Raw genomic sequence first — 4,010 nt, 5'->3', positions numbered from 1 at the left:
GGCCCGCACAGGCTACATCGTGGTGCCTGGCCCGGCCTCATCGCCGGCAAGCCGGCTCCCACAGGAATCGCGTCGTCTTTTAGACATTGAGCAAGACAGTTGCTCCCACAAGGAGCGCGCAAGTCCCGGATCTTGAGCCCACCTTGTTCTCTTCACGACACCCCATTGCACCCCAGCCCATCCCAACTAGATTTACCAGACAGTCAACTCCACCCAGGAACCCCCGCCCCCGTGAACACCCATGAACACGTCCAGGCCCTGGAAGCCTCGGTCGCGCAAAAGGTCCTCGGCCAGGCAGAGACCATTCGTCACGTGCTGCTGGGCCTGCTCGCCAACGGCCATTTGCTGCTCGAAAGCCTCCCTGGCCTGGCCAAGACGCGCACGGTAAAAGCCCTGGCCACGCACCTGGAGGCGCAGATGCGGCGCATCCAGTTCACCCCCGACCTGCTGCCGTCGGACATCACCGGCGGCGAGATCCTGCAGCAGACGGCCGAAGGCAACAGCATTCGTTTCCAGCCTGGCCCGCTGTTCGGCAACGTCATCCTCGCCGACGAAATCAACCGCGCCCCAGCCAAAGTCCAGGCCGCCTTGCTGGAGGCCATGGAAGAACGGCAGATCACCGTGGCCGGGCAAAGCTACCCGATGCCAGGGCTGTTCATGGTGCTGGCGACCCAGAACCCGATAGAGCAGGAGGGCACCTACCCGTTGCCCGAAGCGCAGATGGACCGCTTCCTGATGAAGCTGCAGCTCGATTACCCGCATCCCGACGACGAAGCCCAGGTGCTGCGCCTGGTGCGTGAGGAGGACCAGGCCGGCCACGAGGGCGCGGCACAACCCGCGCGCCTGGCCCAGCAGGTGATCTTCGACGCCCGCCGCGAGGTGGCCCAGGTGCATGTCGCCCAGGCTATCGACCGTTACCTCATCGACCTGGTCAACGCCACCCGCCATCCCGGCGACTACGATGCCGACCTGGCCCGCTGGATCAGCATCGGTGCCAGCCCGCGCGGTGGCATCAGCCTCGACCGGGTGTCGCGGGCCCATGCCTGGCTCAATGGCCAGGACTTCGTCTCCCCCGACAATGTGCGTGCCGTGGTGCACCCGGTATTGCGCCACCGCCTGCAATTGTCCTACGACGCAGTCACCGATGGCGTGGGCGCCGACCAGGTCATCGACCGGCTGTTGGACAAGGTGGCCATTCCCGCCTGACGGAGCTGCCGATGCCAGCGAACAGCATTGCCCCTGACGGTTTCGTCTACGCCTCGCTCGCCGAAATGATGGCGCTGGAGGCGCGTGCCCGGGGCTTGAGCTTCGTCGCCCGCCAGCCGCTGTCAAGCATCCTTTCCGGCAACCATGCCTCGCGCCTGCGCGGGCGTGGGCTGAGCTTCGATGAACTGCGGCACTACATCCCCGGTGATGACCTGCGCCATCTGGACTGGCGGGCCTCGCTGCGCTACGGCAAGCCGTTCGTGCGTACCTTCACCGAGGAGCGCGATCGGCCCACGTTGCTGCTGGTCGACCAGCGCATGAGCATGTACTTCGGCTCGCAGCGCTACTTCAAGTCGGTCAGCGCCGCGCAGCTGGCGGCTATCTGCGCGTGGATGGCCTTCCATGCCGGGGACCGGGTCGGTGGCATGGTCTTCGGCAACCAGCAGGTGGACTATGTGCGCCCGTTGCGCAGCCGCGCCCGGGTCGAGGCGTTGTGCAGCGCGGTGGTCAAGGCCAACCAGCGCTTGTCTGCCTTTGCTGTCGACAGCGAAAACGACGCGCAGCTGGACAAGGTGCTGCGCAGCTGTGTGGCCTCGGCGGGCCATGACCACCTGATCTGCATCATCAGCGACTTCGCCGGCATCGGCCCGGACACCCTGCCGTTGCTGCGCCAGTTGCGCCAGCACAACGATGTGATCGCCATCCAGGTCTATGACCCGATTGCCCTGCAACTGCCGGAAAAAGGGCGACTCAATGTGACCCAGGGCGCCCAGCAAGTGGAACTGGAGGTTGGCCAGCGGCGGGTCAACCGGCCCCTGGGCGAGTTTCTCGCCGGGCGCCTGCGCGATGTCGCCGACCTGCTGCGCCGCAGCCAGGTGCCGTTGCTGCTGGTGAGCACCGGCGATGACAGCCTGGAGCAGTTGCGCCGGGAGCTGGGCCGCCTGGCCCAGTCGCCACGATGAGTGCGCCTGTGCCGGCCATCGACCAGCTCCGCGAGCTGGCGCCCGGCGCGCCGCCGTTCAGCTACCTGCCACAGACCTGGGCCTGGCTGGTACTGGCCGTGCTGCTGTTGGCGGCCGTGCTGTTGTGGACGGCGCTGCGCTGGCGGCGTTGGCAGCGCGACCGTTACCGCCGCGAGGCCCTGCAGCGGCTTGATGAACTGGCGCGTGCCGAAGGCGAGCTGCGCCTGACTGGCCTGCGCGAATTGCCCGAGCTGCTCAAACGGGTGGCCTTGTCGATGCCGGATGCGCCGCCCGTGGCCAGCCTGGCCGGCGCGCAATGGCAGGCGTTTCTCGCCGAGCGTTCGCGGCAACCCTTGCCCGAAGGATTTGCCGACACCCTGCAGACACTTGCCTATGCCCCGGATGACGATCTGCTCGCCCTGCAGGCGCAGCAGGTGAGTGCCTTGTTCAGCGCCAGCCGAAGCTGGATCGAGGGGCACCATGTGGCAGTTTGATTACCCCTGGGTATTTCTGTTGCTGCCATTGGCCTGGCTGGCCTACCGCGTGCTGGGCTTGTACCAGGAAAGCCGCAGCGCACTGCGGGTGCCATTCTTCACGGCGATGAGCCGTGCCGTGGGCAAGCAGCCGGGCGCTGCAAGCACCAGCGGCGGGCGTGGACAGTTGCTGCTCAACTTGCTGGTCTGGGTGCTGGTGGTGGCTGCCTGTGCCAGGCCGGTGCTGGTGGAGCGGCCGATCCAGCGTGATCAACCCATGCGCGACATGATGCTGGCCATCGATATTTCCCAATCCATGGAGGCCACCGACTACACCAACGCCAACGGCGAGCGCACCGACCGCCTGAGCGCGGTGAAGGCGGTGGTGCGCGACTTCATCGCCCGGCGCAAGGACGACCGCATCGGCCTGATCGTGTTCGGCACCGGCGCCTATCCCCAGGCGCCGTTGACCCTCGACCACGCCAGCCTGCTGATGCTGCTGGATGAGGTCGGCATCGGCATGGCCGGGCCCAACACCGCACTGGGCGATGCCATAGGCCTGACCATCAAGGCCCTGGCCACGGCCAGGACGCCGGAGAAGGTGCTGATCCTGCTGACCGATGGCAACGACACCGGCAGCGCCATCACGCCCGACCACGCGGCGCGCCTGGCTCGGGACAATCATATCGTGGTACATACCATTGGCATCGGCGACCCGCAGGCCACCGGCGACGCCAAGGTCGACCTGGCCACCCTGCAGGCGATCGCCCGCACCACCGGCGGGCAGTTCTTCCGCGCCGATGATCGCCAGGCCTTGCAGCAGGTGTATGCCACCCTCGACCGCTTGACCCCGCACCAGGTCAAGACCTTCAGTCATCAACCCAAGCGCGACCTGTTCGTCTGGCCACTGGGGACAGCCCTGGCGTTGCTGCTGGTCGGCCATTTGCTGGCGCTGTTACGGGCAAGGCTGGCCGGTCGTCAGCCGGTGCCGATGGGGCCGCAAGCATGACCTTCGATCTCGGAGCGTTTCACTTCCTGCGGCCGCTGTGGCTGTTGCTCATCTTGCCCGGCGTGCTGCTGCCGATGCTGTGGCTGCGCCGACATGACCTGCGCCGCCAGCTCGATGGCATCATCGCCCCGCACCTGGTGGCGCACTTGCTGATTACCCCGCAGGAACAACGCCGTCTGCGTCCGGTGCACTTGCTCGGCGCCACCTTGATACTCGGTGCCCTGGCTGCAGCCGGGCCGACCTGGGAGCAGGACCTGCCGGACTTTCTCGACGACCGCGCGCCACTGATCATCGCCGTGGACCTGTCGCCCTCGATGGACGCCGACGACGTGCCGCCCAGCCGGCTGGGGGCGGCCCGGC

The 4,010-nt window shown here is 67.0% G+C and carries 4 protein-coding genes and 1 pseudogene; all 5 read left to right on the top strand.

All coding sequences use genetic code 11. The features are described 5' to 3' along the window. Nucleotides 1-231: 231 nt before the first annotated feature. Entirely contained in the window at nucleotides 232-1,206 is a 975-nt protein-coding gene (locus PMI38_RS24475) for an AAA family ATPase (protein ID WP_008100205.1), read from the top strand. Between the two features lie 11 nt (nucleotides 1,207-1,217). After that, on the top strand, nucleotides 1,218-2,168 hold the full coding sequence (locus tag PMI38_RS24470; RefSeq protein ID WP_008100203.1) for a DUF58 domain-containing protein: 951 nt from the start codon (nucleotides 1,218-1,220) through the stop codon (nucleotides 2,166-2,168). Beyond that, nucleotides 2,165-2,662: a DUF4381 domain-containing protein gene (locus PMI38_RS24465; protein WP_008100201.1), complete on the top strand. Its 498-nt coding sequence runs from the start codon at nucleotides 2,165-2,167 to the stop codon at nucleotides 2,660-2,662. The genes PMI38_RS24470 and PMI38_RS24465 overlap by 4 nt, the downstream gene beginning before the upstream one ends. After that, nucleotides 2,649-3,650 (top strand): vWA domain-containing protein, encoded by a 1,002-nt coding sequence (locus PMI38_RS24460; RefSeq protein WP_008100198.1) that lies wholly within the window; start codon nucleotides 2,649-2,651, stop codon nucleotides 3,648-3,650. The genes PMI38_RS24465 and PMI38_RS24460 overlap by 14 nt, the downstream gene beginning before the upstream one ends. Next, a pseudogene (locus tag PMI38_RS24455) lies at nucleotides 3,647-4,010 on the top strand (hypothetical protein); the annotation flags it as partial. The gene PMI38_RS24460 and the pseudogene PMI38_RS24455, both read left to right, overlap by 4 nt.

Origin of the sequence: Pseudomonas sp. GM84 (assembly GCF_000282535.1) — a bacterium.
Taxonomy (GTDB): domain Bacteria; phylum Pseudomonadota; class Gammaproteobacteria; order Pseudomonadales; family Pseudomonadaceae; genus Aquipseudomonas.
This window is presented reverse-complemented; position numbering and strand designations above follow the sequence as displayed.